Raw genomic sequence first — 17,426 nt, 5'->3', positions numbered from 1 at the left:
ACAATGTTCGCGGCTTCTTAGGTGGAAACGGTCCGACAGCGTTCTTCGATCTGCCATGGATGCTGTTTTATCTCGGCATTTGCTTCCTCCTTCATTTCTGGATCGGCATGACGGCACTTATCGGGGCGGTCGGTCTCACATCTCTGACACTCCTTGCCAACACTCTCTCGCAAGGGCCGATAAGCGATACCCTTGCCCACAACATGGCACGCAATGGTCTGCTGCACGCAGCGCGTTGCAATGCCGACTTGCGCCTGCAGGTGCAATCGGCAATTCTTACGGTCGGTGCGTACCTTGTCGTCAGGCAGGAGACTACGGCCGGGGTCATGATTGTCAGTTCGATAATGATGGGGCGTGCGCTGGCTCCGGTCGATCTGGCCATTTCAAGCTGGAAACCCTTCCTCATGGCGCGCCAGGGTTGGGCGCGGCTGGAGGACCTCTTGGAAAAGGTTCCTGAAACCGCTCCTGTTGTGCCTATGCCTGCACCTGAACGCGAACTGCGCCTCGAAAGCGTGACAATCGTTCCGCCCGGTGAAAGCAAGCTGACGGTGACCGGCCTTGCGTTTGCCATTCAGGCGGGAAGCGCACTCGGGGTCATCGGTCCATCGGGCTCGGGCAAGTCGACACTCTCGCGCGCCATCGTCGGCGCATGGACGCCGGTCGCCGGGAAGGTTCGCATTGACAGCGCAAGCCTCGATCAATGGGACCGGGAAGCACTAGGCCGTCATATCGGCTATCTGCCACAAGGTGTTGAACTGTTCGACGGCACCATTGCCGAAAACATTGCTCGTTTTGAACATGATCCTGACCCTGAGGCTATTGTCGCCGCGGCGAAGGCAGCGGGCACGCACGAACTGATCCTCCGATTTGAGCACGGATACGAAACTCCGGTCGGTGAGGCCGGAGCGGCACTTTCCGCCGGGCAGCGCCAGCTTATCGGTCTTGCCCGGGCCCTTTATCGAGACCCTTTCCTTGTTGTGCTGGATGAACCCAATACCCATCTCGATGCGGAAGGCGAAGCTGCAGTCGCTAATGCGATCGCCTCCGTGCGCGAGCGCAAGGGCATTGCGGTTGTCGTCTGCCATCAGCCGAGCGTCATCCGCGCCGTGGATTTGGTGTTGGTGATGGAAGGTGGACGGCAGCGAGCATTCGGTGCGCGTTCCAAAGTCCTGAAGGCCGTCGAGTCTACACAGGATCGCGTGGCAGAGCGCGCTGACATGGAGGATACCGGTGTCCGGCATTGATCAGAACAATGACGTTTCAAGCTCCATTCGCCGCCACCTGGTGGCGGGCCTTCTGGCGAGCGTGATCTTTGTGGGAGGAGCCGGAGCCTGGGCGACCTTCACGAATCTCTCCGGTGCGGTTGTAGCGTCCGGACACTTTGTCGTCGTTTCGTATGTCAAGAAGGTGCAGCACCCGACTGGCGGGGTGGTGGGAGAAATCCTGGTGCGCGAAGGCGATAAAGTAAAAGCCGGCGACATCCTCATGCGGCTCGATGCCACCCAGACGCGCGCTAATCTCGCCATAGTCACCAAGCGGCTCGATGAGCTGGGCGCCTACCTGGCACGACTCGATGCTGAGCGTGACGATCTCGCGGAAATCGCCTTCCCGGACTGGCTACTCGCCCGAAGAGATGTTCCAGACGTAGCTTCGGCAATAGATAGCGAGACGTTGCTGTTCGAATTCCGCAGGCAATCCCGCGACGGGAAGCAGGCGCAATTGGCGGAACGCATTACTCAATATCACCACGAGATCGAAGGACTCAAGGCGCAGGAAATTGCCTGTGAAAAAATGATCGAGGTTCTCCAAAAGGAAATTGCTGTTCTAAGTGGGCTGCGCGAGCAAGGCATTGTCTCGGTCCAACGGTTGAACAGCCTGAAGATCCAGGTTGCCACTTTCGGTGGCGAACGCGGTGAGAAGATCGCAGATCAGGCACAGACAGCAGCCCGCATAGCCGAAACGCGCCTGCAGATCCCGCAGATCGATCAGGATTTCAAGACGGAAGTCGGCCAGGAGCTCAGAGAGGTTCAGGCGCAGGTCGGGGAGTATGTTGAGCGCAAGGTGGCGGTTGAACAGGAACTGCGGCGGATCGATGTCGTCGCGCCGCAGTCAGGCACCATTCAACAACTCGCAGTTCATACGGTCGGCGGAGTGATTACGCCCGCCGATCCGATCATGCTAATCGTGCCGGAAGGCGACGATCTTGCACTTGAAGTACGAATCACCCCGAAGGACATCGACCAAATCCAGCTTGGTCACAACGCCGTGCTGCGGATGTCAGCCTTCAATCTGAGAACCACGCCGATATTGAACGGATATGTCAGCCGGATCGCAGCCGATCTGGCGACGGACGAAAAAAACGGCATTTCGTACTACCTGGTGCGCCTGTCGGTTCCGCAGGCGGAACTGACGAAGCTCAAGGGCCTGACGCTCGTGCCCGGTATGCCGGCCGAAGCGATGGTCCAGACGGGCGAGCGTACGGCGCTTTCCTATTTCGTGAAGCCGCTGTCGGACCAAATCAGTCGGACATTCCGGGAGGAATGAAATAACCCACGGGAATATATTGTTGGTATTTCTGTTGGTTGTCCGCAGGCTATGTGCGTGGTAAAGATCTGAAAGCATAGACACATTTCCTGCAGCGGCTTGGAATCGTCGCACAGGATTCGAGTTTCTCGTGCCGATGACCCCAGCCTAGCAGGATCAGGCTGAACAGGCTTGTGGTGGTGAGATCAAGCGTCCACTTCCCTGTCTGGCTCTCATCAGCCCTGAGATGTTTTGTCTGCTCGGCAATGGTGTCGGCATACCCGCGGGCAAAGCGCAGCACGCAGTCCAGAATCTTACTGCTCTCTTTCGCGTCGGCGGCCGCCGCAAACAGTGTCGGAGCGTCGGCCGGATCGAACGATTTCATCAACGCCTGCAACTCGTGCGCCAGAGCCGGCACCGGTTGCCCGGCGGCGAACAGAATGCGGTGCATCGCGTTCATGACAAAGCGGTGCAGGTCGTAATGGTAGAACAGCCCATTCTTGGCCTGCAGCACCGGCTCGAACAGATATTCGAACGCCTTGCCGCCGAGATTGAGCCGCTTGTCAGCGGCAATCACAATAGCCCGGCCCGAGATGTTCTGCACGATGTCGAAGGCGATGGCCGGCCAGTTGTCGCGCTTGCGCAGCAGCTTCGACTTCAGCTCAGGCGCTTGGACGCGGTACTTTGTCTTGATGGCCTTGACGATGGCGTCGGCTTCCTCCGCCGAAAGGTCGATCGCGGCATAGGCAAAGATCGGCTGATTGTCGTCGAGCAGCTTTGGCCCGGTAAAACCGGCCTCGTCGCAAGAGATCAGTGCAGGGGGCTTGTCCATAGCAGATGCAATCTAACTCACCGGCCGTTTGGTTCAGAGGGCAACGACCAGATTTGTGCTTTGAACATATGTCCGCTTTAGCTCATAGAGAACTCTCACATGAATGACTAGATTGGGGGCGCTAGGCGGTCGTCTGCAAACCTCTGCTGTAACGTCCGCTTTTGAGCGAAGGCAAAGTTCGCTCGAACGTCCGGGAAGAGGCGGTGGCGCAAACCTGCCAGGCAGGTTTTGGGCCGAAGAACGAACCCGCTGCGCGGGAGGGCGCCTGCGATTGAGGTAGAGGGCACAGGCCGGGCGTCGCGCCTGCATTGAGCGTCGTCCAGCGGGGGCAGAGCATGACGGGCTTCTTCAACAAGGAGCCTGACCATGCAGCACCCCGTTCTCGATGCACCCATCAGCCCGCTGCGCCAGCGGCTGATCGACGACATGAATATGCGGCGCTTCTCACGCGAGACGCAGCGCAACTATCTCCGCGACATCGGACGCCTGGCGACAGTCCTCGGGCGTTCACCAGACACCGCTACCGCCGACGACCTGCGCCGGTTCCAGATCGAGCAGCAGGAGGACGGCGTTCCCGTGCCAACGATGAACAGCATCGTGTCGGCGCTGCGCTTCTTCTTCACCCACACGCTCGACCGCCCGGACCTCGCGCGCAGGCTTGTCCGGCTGGCGCATCCGCGCAACCTGCCCGTGGTGCTCAGCCGCGACGAGGTGGCCCGGCTGCTCAACGCCACCACGTGTCTCAAGCACCAGGCCGCACTGTCGGTTGCCTATGGCGCGGGCCTGCGCGTCGCCGAGGTGTCGATGCTGAAGGTTGCCGACGTCGACAGCGAGCGCATGCTGCTGCGCGTCGAGCGTGGCAAGGGCGGGCGCTATCGCAATGCCATGCTCTCGGAGGACCTGCTCACGCTTCTGCGTGAGTGGTGGAAGGTCGGACGTCAGCAGGGCGTGATGCACCGCGACGGCTGGCTGTTCCCCGGACAGCACGCGATTAAGCCGATCAGCACGCGGCAGCTCTATCGCATCGTCGTCGAGGCGGCCCAGGCCGCCGACATCGCCAAGCGGGTCGGGCCGCACACGCTGCGCCACAGGTTCGCCACCCACCTGCTGGGAGGAGGGCACCGACATCCGGATCATCCAGGTCCTGCTCGGGCATGCCAAGCTCAACAACACCGCCCTTTACGCGAAGGTGGCGACCCGGACGGTGCGTGCCGTGACGAGCCCGGTCGACAAGCTCGGGCTGTTCAAGCCGGGAGAGGTCTCGCCCGACATCTGAGCCGTGCGCGCCTCGATCGAGGTCGCCGACATCTTCCGTGCTGCCGGATCCGCTTACCGGGCCGCCCATGCAGGTCACCTGAGCCTCGCCCAGCTCAAGGTCATGTCGGCGATCGAGTATTGCCGCACCGCAGCCCTTGGCGGTCACGTCGAGGCTTGCGAGGACTGCGGTCAATAGCGGATCGCCTACAACTCCTGCCGCAACCGGCACTGCCCGAAGTGCCAGGGCGCGGCGGCGAGGACTTGGCTGGCCGAGCGCGAGGCCGACCTGTTGCCGGTCGGCTACTTCCACGTCGTGTTCACGCTGCCAGCCGAGGTCGCTGACATCGCGTTCCACAACAAGGCGCTCGTCTACTACCTGCTGTTCAAGGCGGCAGCGGAGACGATGCTGACTATCGCCGCCGACCCAAGACACCTCGGCGGGCGCATCGGCATCACCGCGGTGCTCCACACCTGGGGATCGGCGATGACGCACCATCCGCACCTGCACATGATCGTGCCGGGCGGCGGCATCGCGCCGGACGGCGGCATCGCGCCGGACGGAAGCCGCTGGATATCTTCTCGGTCGGCCTTCCTGCTTCCGGTGCGCGTACTCGGCAAGCTGTTCCGACGGCTCTTCCTCACCCGGCTGGTCGCGCTACACGACGCAGGACGGCTCGCCTTCTTCGGATCGATGGCGCACCTGTCCGCGCGGCAGGCATTCGTGCGGCACCTGTCGCTGGTCCGCAAGAAGCGCTGGGTGGTGTACGCCAAGGCGCCATTCGCCGGGCCGGAGGCGGTGCTCGCCTATCTGTCCCGCTATACTCACCGGGTTGCGATCTCGAACCGCCGCCTCATCCGGTTCGATGAGGCAGGGATCACGTTCCGCTACAAGGACTATCGTCGTGACGGCACCGATCGGCAGCAGGTCATGACACTCGCTACCGACGAGTTTATCCGCCGATTCCTGCTCCACATCCTGCCACGTGGCTTCCACCGCATCCGTCACTACGGCCTGCTCGCCGGCTCCGCTCGCAAGACCAGCCTCGCACGCGCCCGCGAACTGCTGAACGTCGCTGCGCCGTCGGAGGACGACAACTCGTTAGAACCGACTGACTTCCGTCCGCCATGCCGGTGCTGCGGCGGAAGCATGATCATCATCGAGACGTTCGAACGGTGGCGACAGCCGCGCGGACCGCCGGACACCACGGCGACGAACCGGGAGAACTCTCCATGACCCGGCATGGCATGCTCCAGCCTTCAGCCGCAGGCACTCAGCCTTCGGCAACGGACCCACGCGTGTCCATGGTGATCATCGACGCCGAACGGGTCGCGTCCGGCCGCGCGACGAGCCGACAATACCACGTGGCTGAAAGGCGAAACGGTCCGGCCGCATCAAACCCGCCGCTTCCCAACGTCGGTCGCGCCATCGCTGACACCAGCCGCAAATCGAAATCCCCATAACCATCGCCTGTGGCCCGCGGGTTCCTTCCTCGGGGACTTTCGTACGCCTGCCGGCGCCCGAAACTCTTCACGAGAGTGGACAGTCCGCTTTCGGGATAACTGGGCTAGAAAGCCGACCTTATGCCCAGCTTACTGCGGATCGCTTTGCGCCAACTGCCGACACACACCAACGAGGCCATGACCGTCTCAATTTGGGGGTTTGCGGACCGGCTGCTTCAGGCGGGAAATCTTCAGGGCCGGACATTACGGCAGCCGTGAGCATTGTCGTGAGCTGACCCTCTGCTGCCCTTCAAACCACCGTCTAGGAACGTCCAGAATGGGTGCGGAAAATCGCAATTCGTCTCGTTAATGGGAACGAGCAAGTAGCGCCAATTCCCACCGCCAGTGAAAGCTGCTGGCTCTAGCGTTTTGAGACATGGCTCTTTGTGATTGAGCGCATGAGCCGAACCTTTGACGTACGCCTTTAGTTCCACCCAATAATAACATTCCGCCTGACGTAGCTATTAGTTCACCTTAGCTCTTCCATATCGGTATGAACTTCTCTAATTGTCGTACAGGAGGAAACAATTGAACGAGAGATCATCAGAAGCGGTCGGCGCTAAGGCGAAAAGTGGCTTCCTAAAAGTTTTGGCCGTCGCTATTGCCGCTTTTGTTGCCGGCGTGGCAGCCTTCGTGGCCGATATAGGATCGATAGGAAGCGCAATAAACTCGGCATGCATAAAGTACGCTTTTTGCGATCCGGGCGAGTTTTATGTCGCGGGTGGAGTAGGTGTTGCCGATGCCGCGTCGCCGGACATTGCAAAACTCTTCCCCGACATCTCGCTAGAGACGCACATTGCTCCATTCGCGGGGGCGAATGAGAGGCTGGAAGGCGCCACGCATTTCAATTTCGATGTTAAGGGTGGGCCAGGCGAAGGCGGCACGCGGGACGGTTTGCCGTATCAGGTTGCGGTGGTGAACCAGTTCTTTTCCCCACTCGAATCCGGGGGAATGGGGTGGCGCGTCGGGTATCCCATTCTCGACTTTCTCGTCGCCGAGTCTGGGAAAGCCGTCGACATCACCAGCATCGACATTGAAGTTTCCCGGGTGGAGATGGACCGCACCCCATACGTACAGATTTTCTCGCCGTCTGAGTTTGCAAGGCTTCTGTTGATCAATGAGAGCAGTGAGTCGACGGTGTCCGCAAAAGTTCGATTCAACTTTGTGGAGCACGAGGGAAAAGTCATGTTGGTTGATTGGGATGCATGCGCCAGGATCGACACTGACTCATATGAGGGTGTAGACTTCTCGAATTTGAAGCTCGGACGTGATTTTGATGCATTCGACCGCTTTGCAACGTGGGACCTTACAGAGGTACTAAGAAAGCGCGTGGCGGACTTCGCTCAACGCGAATACCGGAACTACAAATCCCTTTCTGAATTCGCTACCGAGGAAAGTCAGGTTCAACCCCAACCGGTGCAGGAGCCAGCGGACTTTAACCGTTGGGAGGAGGAGAACCCTTGGGGAACTGGCTGGAACTGGGCCATGATCTACGGTCAGATCGAGAGCGAAGCCAGTGGTGTCAAGCATATCTCCCTGTTTTGCGCCACCCTGCCGGTTCATCCAATTGAGGGCGGCGCCGGGGAGATTCCGTTCTCCACAAGCCGAATCATAAAGTTAGACCCCGATCGTGTGCCGTACGTTCACAAGGTCGATGCCTTCGTGAGGATCGACGACAAATCGCCTCACTTTCGGGCAGCACTCATGTTCGCGGCAGATAAAAGCGCATACTACTGGGCCAGGTTGGTGGCAAAGTTTTTTGATAAGCGCGTGTTCGTGAGCGATCCTATCAGGATGCACCTGTTCGTGCCGGGAACCACTTTTGCGGTAATGAAAGACCCCAACCTTCTGGAACGCAAATAGCCGCGCCGCAAAACGAAACGCCAATATATCTCAATGATCAACGAAGAGCGTGGTCGTCGGCAATGTCTGCTTTCAGGCGGTGGCAAAGCTGTCTTCAATCTGCGCCATGGACTGCCCCTGCCCTCGAATTTCCCGACGTCTAGTTTTGGGCGGTTAGCGGACTGGCAGGTCACCGGTCATCGAATGATCAAAGCGGCCAATACTGAAATGAGAACGAACCGCTCTTTGCCTGGCCGCTATCAGACACTCCATCCAGAGCCTCCCCAAGGGATGAATCTTCCTATAGATGTTGGACACCGATTGGTGTTTTTAGAGTGACGGCTGGCTCAGTTTGCCTTCTCCGAATCGAAATGATCAAAATGAACGCCCACAGTGCCGATGCCTCAGCCTTAGGTTTTCTTTACCAGGCCCAATATGCGCTTTTGAGGCTTTGGAGTGAGACAAGTCTCGAAGCCGTGATCTATCTTGAGACGCTCGACGATGTTGTACTCGAAACTAACGGACAGACGATCCTCGAGCAGCTCAAACATTCGCTGTCGAAAAAACCGGACGCGATCAGCTTGGCGAGTGTGAACCTTTGGAAGACATTGAAGGCGTGGATCGACGTCCTTCCAGATCTTGACCTTTCCACGACATCGCTTCACCTCGTCACGGTCGCAGATATCTCCCCAACCTCTTCGCTTAAAGTCCTTCTCGACGACGCAGAAAGCCGTGCCGAGCTTCTGATCGCCCTCCGAGAGGAAGCGAAGCGTGTCGTGCAGGAAAGGGCAGACGCAGTGGAGAAAGGGGTGGTGCCGCTTCCTCATGCGAAACGCGCTCCGGGCTGCGAGGCATTTCTAAACCTCTCCGACGAGAAACAGGCCGAGATCCTCTCCAGGGTCAAATTGATGCCCGGCCAACAGAACATCAAACACATTGAGGACGAACTCGCGAAAAGACTGACCTCCGTGCTCGCGAAAGATCAGTCCGATGTAGCGTCACGCATGGTGGAGTGGTGGAATCGCCAGATCATCCATGCGCACTGTGGGAAGCGGGATAAGGCCATCCACCGCTTCGAGCTCGTGAAGCGACATATGGAGATCGTTGCCGATATCGAACACGACAACCTCGTGGACTATTATGCGACGGAGCTTCCCCCAGATACCTACCGATCGCATCCGATGGTCGAGAGCCAGATCAAGCTGGTGGAATCACCTGCATCCTGGCTTCAAAGGGCTATCACCCATGAATGGCGTGCTCGTGCATCTCGGTCGCGATGGTCCACCGATAACCCGACCTGGCAAGAGAAGATTTCCAAGTATGACGATCGGCTGACCGAGGAGTGGTCATACATGCACGCTGACATGTGCGAAAAGTGCGACGGCAAATCCGACGACGAGAAAAAGACCAGAGGACGCGAGCTACTGAACTGGAGCTTCTTTGAAGCACCCAACAAAATCGAATACCTCACACCGACCGTTACTTCGCCAAGTTACGTCAGAGGGACATATCACGTGCTGTCGATTGACGGACGAGTCGGCTGGCATCCTGACTATGTTGCCCTTCTGGGGTTTAAGAAATGAGATTGGCTTACGATCTTTTCGCGGAAAGCAATCCTGCTTTCGGTACATTCGGCCTCGTTGGATTCTGCCAAAAGTACCATGCGGTTTCGAAAAGATCGCCAGAGCTCGCGCTTGCGTACCTCGCCTTGCCGCTCGCTCTTTCCGACGACCTGGAAACGTCCTTCGAGGAGACGGCCGCTACAACAGGTCTCCTGTCTTGGCTCAACCGATATCCAGATGTTCGTCTAGGCTTGGGTGCCCGGTTAGACGCCTCGAAGGACATCGTGTCAGCGGCGGTACGGTTCGGACTTAGTACAAAGGCCTTATCGTTCAATTCCGATGGGACCATCTGCCTCGGCACTCGGAAAGCGCCGAAGGCGCCGATTGCCGACTTGCCAGAGAAACCGAAGCGCGCCGTAAAACGCGCGGAGCGGCTCGGCACCTGGATGGGCAAGGCGGGATCAGCTGGAACAATCTTTTCCGCGTTCGGAGTGACGCCGTGACTCGTTGGAACATTCGTGAGATTGCATTCTTTGGTGTCGGTGGAAGGCGCAGGACACTCGAATTTGATGTCGGCAAGGTCAATGTAATCACCGGTGCATCGGGGACAGGCAAGTCCGCGATCATAGACGCGATCGATTACTGCCTTGGGTCGAAGGACTGCAATCTACCATTCTTCGTACGCAACCACGCCGAAGCCGTGGCTATTCACTGGGCGCTGGGTGAGACGGACCTTGTCGTTGGTAGAAAGATTCCAAAAGCGGGAAGCGGCACCAGCCTGATGTACGTTCGGTCAGGTCGAAACCTTACTCTTCCGGACACATCCGAAGAGCTTGAGGGCCCGACCAATCGAGAGACTGCGCGCGAATTGATCGAAAAGGCGTTCGGCATTCAAGGCACCGACGACCCGGCCATCGCCGCCAAGTCTGAAAAGGGGCGCGCGACCATCCGTGACGTACCTCCCTACATCTTTTTGTCTGGAGACGTCATCATTAGTAGGACGACACTGCTGCACGACCTGAACCGACCGGAAAAAGCAAAGGACATCAAGGCGACTATTCCCTACTTTCTCGGCGCTATCGATCAGGAGAGTGTGCTCGCCGCGCGGACGCTTCGACAACTTGAAGCCGCGCTGGCGAGGATCGAACGGGAGGCGAAAGCACAGGAGCGGAGCCAAAGCCTCTTGACGCAGCGCTCGATGGCGCTTTTGACGCAGGCGCAAAGTGTCGGCTTGCTTGCCGAATTGCCTTCCACAGATGCGTCCGACCAAAGCCTCCTTAACCAGCTCGCTGAAGTCGCGGGCAATGAGGTCGATTCATCAGACACCAGAGATTCGGAGGCTCGGGCAGTCCTTGAGGAAGAACGGCGAGAACTGGTTTCCGAATTGCAGGCGCTGAGAGGTAAGCGTCAGATGCTCAGGCAGACTATCCGCGAGGCGGTCGGCTACGAATCGGCAGTGTCTGGGCAGTCTCACAAGTTGCGTCTGGTCGAGCACCTAAAGCTCGAAGACGGGCGGTGTCCCGTATGTGATGCTGAGAATGCCGCAGGCCAGGTAATGGCGGAGCAAATACGCAATTCTTTAACGATCGTTTCAAACGAGGTTCTCGCGGTCGACGGGATGCGTCCTCGTCTAGACGCACATTCAGGACATATCGAAAACTTGATCGGCTCTAAGTCCGGCCGCCTGAGGGAAGTTGAAGAGCAAATCAGCGGGCTCGTCCGGGTAGAGGAAGAGGCGGTGAAGACAGGGTCTCTTCTACAGGAGAGGGCTCGTGTCGTGGGCCGTATCGACCAATTCCTCGAGACAACGGCGAAAGACTTCCAGGCGACTTCGACGAATACCGAATCGCTCTTGGCCCGGATCGAAGACTTGAGGGATCAGGTCGATCCGCAGGCCCGAAAGGACCGTCTTCGCGACGCGGAGAACATGGTCAGCGGCTTTGCGACCGAGATGCTTGATGACCTTCCCACTGTGGTGCCAGCTACGGGCTCGCGAGTAGTGTTCTCTTCAACCCCAAACATTTCGGTGATCGAGCCATCTCGTCGAGCGGTTCTCACAATGGCCGAGATAGGTTCAGACCAAAATTACCTGGCTATCCATCTCGCCCTGTCCTTCTCACTGCACAAGCTCTTCGAGACCATCGTAGCGCCCGTCCCGGGCGTTCTCGTCATCGATCAGATTAGCCGCCCCTACTACCCCAAAGGTGGCGACGAAAAGCGGCTCCAGGAAATGGAGAAGGATGACGATCAGGTCGCGATGCAGCAGATCGTCCGTTTTCTGTTTGACGAAACGGCACGCCAAGCGGGCCTGCAGATCATCCTCATCGAACACGCCTATATCGAGGAAGATCCGGAATATGTTGCAGCCGTAAAGGGCAGATGGACGAAGGCATCCGGAATCAAGCTCATTCCCTCTGACTGGCCTCTAAGAGCCTGATCGGATAAGCACCCCAGCAACTGGAAGATGCTGATGTTTCGAGCTTAAGCCGCCCCATTTCTCCGCTTGCTGTGAGCGACTGCTTTCAGGATAGAATCGCGAACCGCTAACGACCGAGACGCTGAAGGGTTTCGGGTGTCGTCAGGCGTACGAAAGTCTCTCATGCAGGAACCTGCGGGCCGCAGACGATTACCTATGGGGATTTGTGCCTCGAGGTGAGCCAGCGCCTGTCGCGAACTTCCGCATAGGATGCGGTGGGCATGTCGTAGAAGCGGCTTCCGGGCCAGGTCGCAGAGCCGGTAGCGTTGATTCCGACGGGATTGGTGTGCGTGATGACCAGCGCCACGGCAACGTGCACATAACATCCCGTTGACCGGTGCCGGCGTGGCGCGGTCATAAGAGCAACTTGGCCATGCCGGGTCATGGAGCGTTCTCCCTGTTCGGCGCTCTTGAGGCAGGCGGTGCACGAGGCTGGCACCACCGTTCGAACCTCTCGATGACGACCATGCGTCCGCCGCAGCAAGGGCAAGGCGGGCGGACGTCAGCCGGTTCTTCCGGAGTGTGGTCTTCGGGCGGCGGAGCGACGTTCAGCAGTTCGCGCGCGAGTGCGAGGCTGGTCTTGCGGGCGGAGCTGGCGAGCAGCCCATAGTGACGGATGCGGTGGAACCCACGCGGCAGGACATGGAGCAGGAAGCGGCGGATGAACTCGTCGGCGGCAAGCGTCATGGCGCGCTGGCGCTCGACACCGTCACGGCCACAGTCCTTATAGCGGAAGGTGACTCCAGCCTTGTCGAAGGCGATCAGGCGGCGGTTCGAGATGGGGACCCGGTGAGTGTAGCGCGACAGGTAGGCGAGCACCGCTTGGGGCCGGCGAAGGGCGGCTTGGCATAGACCGCCCAGCGCTTGCTGCGAACACGCTTCAGATGACGCAGGAAGGCCCGACGGTCAGTCAGGTGCGCCATCGATCCGAAGAGGCGAACCGACCGGCGTCGTGCAGCGCGACCAGCCGGGTCAGGAACAGACGGCGGAACAGCTTGCCCAGTACTCTGACTGGGAGAAGGAAGGCCGGCCGCGACGATATCCAGCGTGACCCGTCCGGCGCGATGCCGCCGCCCGGCACGATCATGTGGACATGAGGATGGTGCGTCATCGCCGATCCCCATGTGTGAAGCACGGCCGTGATGCCGATGCGTGCGCCGAGGTGCTTGGGATCGGCGGCGATCGTCAGCATCGTCTCCGATGCCGCCTTGAACAGCAGATCATAGACTAGCGCCTTGTTATGGAAGGCGATGTCCGCGACCTCGGCGGGCAGCGTGAACACGACGTTGAAGTAGCCGACTGGCAGAGGTCGGCTTCGCGCTCGGCGAGCCATGTACGTGCGGCCGCGCCCTAGCACTTGGGACAGTGCCGGTTGCGGCAGCTGTTGTAGGCGATGCGCCATTGGCCGCAGTCCGCACAGGCTTCGACATGACCACCCAATGCAGCGGTGCGACAATGCTCGATCGCCGACATCACTTTGAGCTGGATGAGGCTCAGATGACCTGCATTGGCGGCCCGATAGGCGGGGCCGGCAGCACGGAAGATGTCGGCGACCTCGACAGACGTGCGCAAGGCTCAGCCGGGCGGCGTCTTGCCTTCCATCAGCGCCATGAGCCGGTCGAGCGGCCCTGCGTCCGCATGGATCGTCCGCGTCGAGCCCTTGGTGTAGAGCGCGGTCGTATCGAGTTTGCTGTGACCAAGCAGCACCTGGATGACGCGGATGTCGACATCCTGTTCGAGCAGGTGGGTGGCGAAGCTGTGGCGTAGCGTGTGCGGGCTGACGCGTTTGCGGATGCCGGCGACCTCGGCAGCCTCCTGGACTGCGCGGTGCAATTGCCGCGACGAGATCGGCGCCGTGCAGCTGCGCCCCGGGAACAGCCAGCCATGCGGGAGCATCACCCCGCGCCGCCTGCCTTCGCGCCACCATAGCCGCAGCAGCTCAAGCAGTTGCGGCGAGAGCATCGCATTACGGTCCCTACGGCCCTTGCCCTGCTCGACGCGGATCAGCATGCGTGTGCTATCGACATCGTCGACCTTGAGGTGTGCGACCTCGGACACGCGCAGACCAGCGCCATAGGCGACGCCGAGCGCGGCCTTATACTTGATGCTTGGTGCGGCTTCGAGCAGCCGCGCCGCAACCGCAATGCCGAGACCGCGCCATTGATCGTCGCAGGGCCGACGCCGCTCTCATGCTGATGCAACTGGAATCGACGGATGTCCTCAGCCGTCGCAGTGTTGGGCGAGCGGCCAAGGAACGCAGCGAAGCGCCGGACGTGACGAACGTAGTCCTGCTGGGTATGGGAGCCCAGGCCACGCATGAGCATGTCGTGCTGCATGCGCTGGCGAAGCGGAGAGATTGGTGCATCGGTCGACAGGGTAGCCATGGCGAGTTCCTCTCGTTGAAGGGAACTCCATGGTCAGGTCGACGCCTCTACCCGCTCAAGTCAAATGCCTGTCGCGCCATCACAGGCCGAGGCGCCCCTCCCGCGAAGCGGGTTCGTGCATGAGGCGCGAAGCTGCCGTTTGTTGGGGCACGGCCCACTCTAGTCCGCTCTGACGTGCCAAGCAGCTCGTTTCACTCCACCGAATTTTCTGCTTGAATACCTCTGAAACCTGGCCGTGGAGCGCCTCCCATTTTGGAAGATCCCTTCGCCCCCCTACGGCAACGTTTCCTGGCCCGCTGCGCCGCTCAACTAGCGGAGTTGAAGGCGGCGCGTCACACAGTCCTTTTGAAGGGCTCCAACGACTCGCTGATTGGGACGGCGCACTCGCTCGCTGGAGCCGCGGGAACCTTCGGGTTTGCGGAGGTCAGCGTGCAGGCATCGGCACTGGAAACATCGCTGATCGAGCAGGCGGATGACGGAGCCGTGCATGCCGCGATCGATGCGCTTATAACTGAAATCGAGCGGACGCTGCGGTGATGCAACTGGCTGGACTCACTTCTTGGGGCCAGTCAGGCCGGTCCTGGTCATCTCGCCCCAGCTTTGGTCGGCGCGCACCTGCAGCGGAACCTGACGGCCACTACGACCGTTATTCGAAAGGACAACGAAAGGAGATCGCCATCATGGACTGGAACCGCGTCGAAGGAAATTGGAAGCAATTCAAAGGCAAGGTCAAGGAGCAGTGGGGCAAGCTCACTGATGATGATCTCGACCGCATAGCCGGCAACCGCGATCAGCTCGAAGGTACGATCCAGGAGCGCTACGGCATTGAGAAGGATCGCGTGCGGCGAGACATCGACGACTGGCATGGTCGGCAAGACTCATAGGATACCACAGTTGAACCTATTCAAATAAAGGGCGCCGTCATGAACCGCGCCCTTTTCGCGTTTTTGGCATGCATGTGCCGTTCGGCTCGGCCTTGAACAAGCGATTTTTGGGAACGTGTCGGCCTCCAACCGCGTTGATCTCCACAATGGAGATCGTAGAAATGTCCATCCACAAACAAGATTATCGAACGAACAAGGCTGACTACCTGATAGCGAAAAGGCCAGATCTGGTTGAGAAGACCAAGCCGAAAAAGAAGACGTTGCGGCGTGACGATCAGCGTTCCGCAAAGTTATTGGAAAACCCCGCCGCGTTATCCGAGAGGCCGGCCTCACGCCGTTAGAGAAATCGCAGAAGGTCAAGAGGAGCGATACTGAATGTTCGACTGTCTATGGACAGCCGAACCGTACCCTCCGTAAAGCAGCACGAGCCCTACTGAACTGGTCGCGTGTGCGACTTGCCGCAAAGGCCAATCTTAGCGAAATGGTGATCAGCGATCTTGAGAACGAATTCAGGAAACCGCGTCCCCACAACCTCGCCGCCATCCGCAAGCCGTTTGAGGATGCCGGAATCGTCTTCACCGTCGAAGGCACTCCATCGCTAGCCCGCTCAGCAGGTGATAGCGGCCTCGCCGCCGATAATAGACAGTGGCGCCGCCGGGAGAAAAAATCATAAGGGGAAAAGCCCGGGTACACTTTGCAACCCGATCTCTAAAGCGGCCGCTGACAAGGGCGGTTGTTCACTGACTTTGTTCCGACTTCAGTCAGGCGAACCCTCCGGGGACCCCCCCTTGAGATAGCCTCTGCTTCAGGTCGTTGGCATTCAGGATGGCGGCCAGCTCTTCGGCATACTCCATGTCGGGAAGGTCGACAGATGGGTGGGCCCGCTACAATAGCCGGCAGCCCGGTGAACACGTCGAACACCGTCCACGTCCCATCCGGTTGCCGCCTTACGCCGTACCGCAGAGTTGCCATGAGGGGATGCTAATGGAAGTCGGGAATATGTTGTACAAAAATGCGAGCGGGCGATCGGACAACGGGCACGCCTTTCCGGAACTTTTGCCGCTACGACGGGTTAGGCCGGGCATAACCAGAATAGCCGACCTCGGACCGCCCATGCCCGGCAAGGCACATGACCCTGACTGGGAATTCTATGCGCCCCATCTGCGGCCAGCGGGTCGACCGGCGTGACTTCCGCCAGGTCATGGGGCACGAGCAACCGGACCATGAGCCGCTCGAACTGGATCAGTGAGGCAGGAAAAACTGGGCAGCCTTCATTTTTCAGTATCGAACTAGCGTTTGCGCGCCACCGCTTCTAGGCGCATGGTGCATAGATGAGCTCTATCGATCGGAAGCTGTCGGAATTGAATCACATTCAGGAGGCCTTGACTGAAGAGGCTATAATCCTGCGCTATCTCTCCGAGATTTCGCGCCAAGACGCGAGAGAGATATGCGAAGAGCTCCGCCAAATGGTAGGTGTGGCTCGCAGCAGCAACAAATTCGCGTCCGTCATCACCGGCTCGTGCAAAGGCTAGGTGACGGCGGCCCGCGCCACCCCAGGAAGGAAAGCACGGGCCCGACTGTTGCTGTCTTCCATCTTCCGGGGGGCGAAGATGATGGCGTCATCGGGCAAAAACGTGGCACCACTCCACGCATGACTTGATACTCTTGGGATTCTCATCGGATAATGAGGTCCAATAGAGGCGGCTGATCCGACGGGGGCGAGTTGCCCACCAACGAGCGCCTTATGCCAATACGGGTGGGATCGGATGGCGGGCGCCACGATTTATAGCGAACCAACTGTCCTGGCCGACCGGAATCGGCGGCTGGCTGGTCCGGGCCGGCATGAACCGGGGCAATGCCCGGCTCAACGGCTACGCTCTCGATCAAGTGCACCTGGTCCCGGAAGATCGCGCCGTGGAGGTCGGTTTCGGCGGCGCAGTTTTACTGCCGCAACTTCTCCGTGAGGCAGCATTCGTTTGCGGGGTTGACCGCTCGCAGATGTCGTGAACGCTGCCTGCCGCCGGTTCGCCGATGCAGTGCGCGCCGGACGAGCCGAGTTCCGAGTTGGGCTAGTCGAGGACTTGCCCTTGCCGGATAGCACATTCGACAAGGCTCTCAGCGTCCACACAGTGTACTTCTGGCAAAGCCTTAGAGCTGGATCCGCAG

Annotated in this window: 17 protein-coding genes and 2 pseudogenes; 13 read left to right on the top strand and 6 right to left on the bottom strand. The window is 59.5% G+C overall.

The genetic code is table 11. The features are described from left to right. Positions 1-1,244 (top strand): type I secretion system permease/ATPase (locus NKI61_RS29070; RefSeq protein WP_352841967.1); only part of this gene is annotated, 1,244 nt, incomplete at its 5' end. Beyond that, a complete protein-coding gene (locus NKI61_RS29065; RefSeq protein WP_352841966.1) occupies positions 1,231-2,544 on the top strand; it encodes an HlyD family type I secretion periplasmic adaptor subunit in 1,314 nt (437 codons plus the stop codon). The genes NKI61_RS29070 and NKI61_RS29065, both read left to right, overlap by 14 nt. Before the next feature lie 49 nt (positions 2,545-2,593). On the opposite strand, the gene NKI61_RS29060 is transcribed toward NKI61_RS29065, so the two are convergent. Further along, positions 2,594-3,355, bottom strand: coding sequence for a hypothetical protein (locus tag NKI61_RS29060; protein ID WP_352841965.1), 762 nt, complete (start codon positions 3,353-3,355; stop codon positions 2,594-2,596). A 366-nt stretch (positions 3,356-3,721) separates the two neighbouring features. Between NKI61_RS29060 and NKI61_RS29055 the strand changes: the two are divergent. The 6 genes and pseudogenes from NKI61_RS29055 to NKI61_RS29030 all read left to right on the top strand — a co-directional run bounded on the left by NKI61_RS29055 (position 3,722) and on the right by NKI61_RS29030 (position 11,953). Beyond that, a pseudogene (locus tag NKI61_RS29055) lies at positions 3,722-4,631 on the top strand (tyrosine-type recombinase/integrase). A gap of 3 nt (positions 4,632-4,634) precedes the next feature. Next, a pseudogene (locus tag NKI61_RS29050) lies at positions 4,635-5,846 on the top strand (IS91 family transposase). 794 nt (positions 5,847-6,640) lie between these two features. Next, complete coding sequence (locus NKI61_RS29045) at positions 6,641-7,975, top strand: hypothetical protein (protein WP_352841964.1); 1,335 nt, start codon at positions 6,641-6,643, stop codon at positions 7,973-7,975. A 350-nt stretch (positions 7,976-8,325) separates the two neighbouring features. Further along, positions 8,326-9,537, top strand: coding sequence for an ABC-three component system protein (locus NKI61_RS29040; RefSeq protein ID WP_352841963.1), 1,212 nt, complete (start codon positions 8,326-8,328; stop codon positions 9,535-9,537). 2 nt (positions 9,538-9,539) lie between these two features. Beyond that, positions 9,540-10,019 (top strand): three component ABC system middle component, encoded by a 480-nt coding sequence (locus NKI61_RS29035; protein ID WP_352841962.1) that lies wholly within the window; start codon positions 9,540-9,542, stop codon positions 10,017-10,019. After that, complete coding sequence (locus NKI61_RS29030; RefSeq protein WP_352841961.1) at positions 10,016-11,953, top strand: DUF3732 domain-containing protein; 1,938 nt, start codon at positions 10,016-10,018, stop codon at positions 11,951-11,953. The genes NKI61_RS29035 and NKI61_RS29030 overlap by 4 nt, the downstream gene beginning before the upstream one ends. 420 nt (positions 11,954-12,373) lie before the next feature. On the opposite strand, the gene NKI61_RS33000 is transcribed toward NKI61_RS29030, so the two are convergent. From NKI61_RS33000 to NKI61_RS32985, 5 genes are read right to left on the bottom strand one after another with little or no spacing between them, the layout of a single operon-like run. After that, positions 12,374-12,853, bottom strand: coding sequence for a transposase (locus tag NKI61_RS33000; protein ID WP_502899942.1), 480 nt, complete (start codon positions 12,851-12,853; stop codon positions 12,374-12,376). A gap of 49 nt (positions 12,854-12,902) precedes the next feature. After that, positions 12,903-13,325, bottom strand: coding sequence for an IS91 family transposase (locus NKI61_RS32995; RefSeq protein ID WP_502899939.1), 423 nt, complete (start codon positions 13,323-13,325; stop codon positions 12,903-12,905). Between the two features lie 17 nt (positions 13,326-13,342). Further along, positions 13,343-13,564, bottom strand: coding sequence for a transposase zinc-binding domain-containing protein (locus tag NKI61_RS32990; RefSeq protein ID WP_502899938.1), 222 nt, complete (start codon positions 13,562-13,564; stop codon positions 13,343-13,345). A gap of 3 nt (positions 13,565-13,567) precedes the next feature. Continuing rightward, positions 13,568-14,098 carry a tyrosine-type recombinase/integrase gene (locus NKI61_RS29020; protein WP_502899941.1) on the bottom strand — a complete coding sequence of 177 codons (531 nt, stop codon included), beginning with the start codon at positions 14,096-14,098 and terminating at the stop codon, positions 13,568-13,570. After that, positions 13,996-14,310, bottom strand: coding sequence for a phage integrase N-terminal SAM-like domain-containing protein (locus tag NKI61_RS32985; protein ID WP_502899940.1), 315 nt, complete (start codon positions 14,308-14,310; stop codon positions 13,996-13,998). The genes NKI61_RS29020 and NKI61_RS32985 overlap by 103 nt, the downstream gene beginning before the upstream one ends. Positions 14,311-14,628: 318 nt before the next feature. On the opposite strand from NKI61_RS32985, the gene NKI61_RS29015 reads away from it, so the two are divergent. The 5 genes from NKI61_RS29015 to NKI61_RS28995 form a co-directional block, all read left to right on the top strand. Further along, positions 14,629-14,913 carry an Hpt domain-containing protein gene (locus tag NKI61_RS29015; RefSeq protein ID WP_352841960.1) on the top strand — a complete coding sequence of 95 codons (285 nt, stop codon included), beginning with the start codon at positions 14,629-14,631 and terminating at the stop codon, positions 14,911-14,913. Positions 14,914-15,056: 143 nt separating this feature from the next. Then, positions 15,057-15,260 (top strand): CsbD family protein, encoded by a 204-nt coding sequence (locus NKI61_RS29010; protein WP_352841959.1) that lies wholly within the window; start codon positions 15,057-15,059, stop codon positions 15,258-15,260. A gap of 161 nt (positions 15,261-15,421) precedes the next feature. Further along, complete coding sequence (locus NKI61_RS29005) at positions 15,422-15,601, top strand: hypothetical protein (RefSeq protein WP_352841958.1); 180 nt, start codon at positions 15,422-15,424, stop codon at positions 15,599-15,601. Further along, positions 15,553-15,933 (top strand): helix-turn-helix domain-containing protein, encoded by a 381-nt coding sequence (locus NKI61_RS29000; protein ID WP_352841969.1) that lies wholly within the window; start codon positions 15,553-15,555, stop codon positions 15,931-15,933. Before NKI61_RS29005 ends, NKI61_RS29000 begins: the two co-directional genes overlap by 49 nt. A gap of 1,330 nt (positions 15,934-17,263) precedes the next feature. After that, positions 17,264-17,426, top strand: a 163-nt coding sequence (locus tag NKI61_RS28995; RefSeq protein ID WP_352841968.1) for a methyltransferase domain-containing protein, incomplete at its 3' end; no start/stop codon positions are given.

The sequence above is a fragment of the Mesorhizobium sp. M0514 genome, from assembly GCF_040321145.1.
Taxonomy (GTDB): Bacteria; Pseudomonadota; Alphaproteobacteria; order Rhizobiales; family Rhizobiaceae; genus Mesorhizobium.
Note: the sequence above shows the minus strand (reverse complement) of the source record. Positions and strands in the feature narration are given on the sequence as shown.

What these genes read in the sequence shown, in the direction of transcription:
- NKI61_RS32995 (WP_502899939.1), bottom strand. Translation starts at nt 13,325, where the DNA reads ATGGCTCGCCGAGCGCGAAGCCGACCTCTGCCAGTCGGCTACTTCAAC.
- NKI61_RS29005 (WP_352841958.1), top strand. Translation starts at nt 15,422, where the DNA reads ATGTCCATCCACAAACAAGATTATCGAACGAACAAGGCTGACTACCTG.
- NKI61_RS29060 (WP_352841965.1), bottom strand. Translation starts at nt 3,355, where the DNA reads ATGGACAAGCCCCCTGCACTGATCTCTTGCGACGAGGCCGGTTTTACC.
- NKI61_RS29010 (WP_352841959.1), top strand. Translation starts at nt 15,057, where the DNA reads ATGGACTGGAACCGCGTCGAAGGAAATTGGAAGCAATTCAAAGGCAAG.
- NKI61_RS32985 (WP_502899940.1), bottom strand. Translation starts at nt 14,310, where the DNA reads ATGCGTGGCCTGGGCTCCCATACCCAGCAGGACTACGTTCGTCACGTC.
- NKI61_RS29040 (WP_352841963.1), top strand. Translation starts at nt 8,326, where the DNA reads ATGATCAAAATGAACGCCCACAGTGCCGATGCCTCAGCCTTAGGTTTT.